Here is a 504-nt window from a genome sequence, read left to right as displayed (position 1 = left end):
TACACCGACTTCGACGCCGGACTCGCCGCCACCATCGACTGGTACCGCGCCAACGAGGACTGGTGGCGCCCCGCAAAGGCCGCCACCGAGGAGAAGTACTCCGCTCAGGAATGAGAGAGGAGAAGCACTCCCCACAGAAGCAGGAATGAGACGCGGAGAGGCAGAGCAACCGTCGGTGACTCATTCTCCTTCTCCAGCTACCCTCTCCGGGGGACGCTCCAGAGGCCGAAACAGGGCCTGACGGGGCCTCCTGTGATTTCGGCGAAACGTGACCTTGCTACGGTTACGCCCGTGCTCATCTCCTCTCCTCCGGCCGCCGCCGCCGGTGGGACCTGCTCCGCTCAGGAACCGCTCCGTGCCTCCGCCGCTCCTGTGTCGAGAGGGCTTCATCTGTGAGGGGCATCATCCTCGCGGGTGGTTCGGGGTCGCGGTTGTGGCCGATCACCAAGGGCATCTCGAAGCAGCTGATGCCGATCTACGACAAGCCGATGATCTACTACCCGC

The 504-nt window shown here is 64.3% G+C and carries 1 protein-coding gene and 1 pseudogene; both read left to right on the top strand.

Going from position 1 to position 504, the window contains the following annotated elements; all coding sequences use genetic code 11:
- A pseudogene (locus C5C39_RS17925) lies at nucleotides 1-114 on the top strand (dTDP-glucose 4,6-dehydratase); the annotation flags it as partial.
- A gap of 278 nt (nucleotides 115-392) precedes the next feature.
- Nucleotides 393-504: sugar phosphate nucleotidyltransferase (locus tag C5C39_RS17150; RefSeq protein ID WP_258063972.1), on the top strand; the 112-nt coding region annotated here is incomplete at its 3' end.

Origin of the sequence: Rathayibacter sp. AY1F3, from assembly GCF_002931975.1 — a bacterium.
Taxonomy (GTDB): Bacteria; Actinomycetota; Actinomycetes; order Actinomycetales; family Microbacteriaceae; genus Rathayibacter.
Note: the sequence above shows the minus strand (reverse complement) of the source record. Positions and strands in the feature narration are given on the sequence as shown.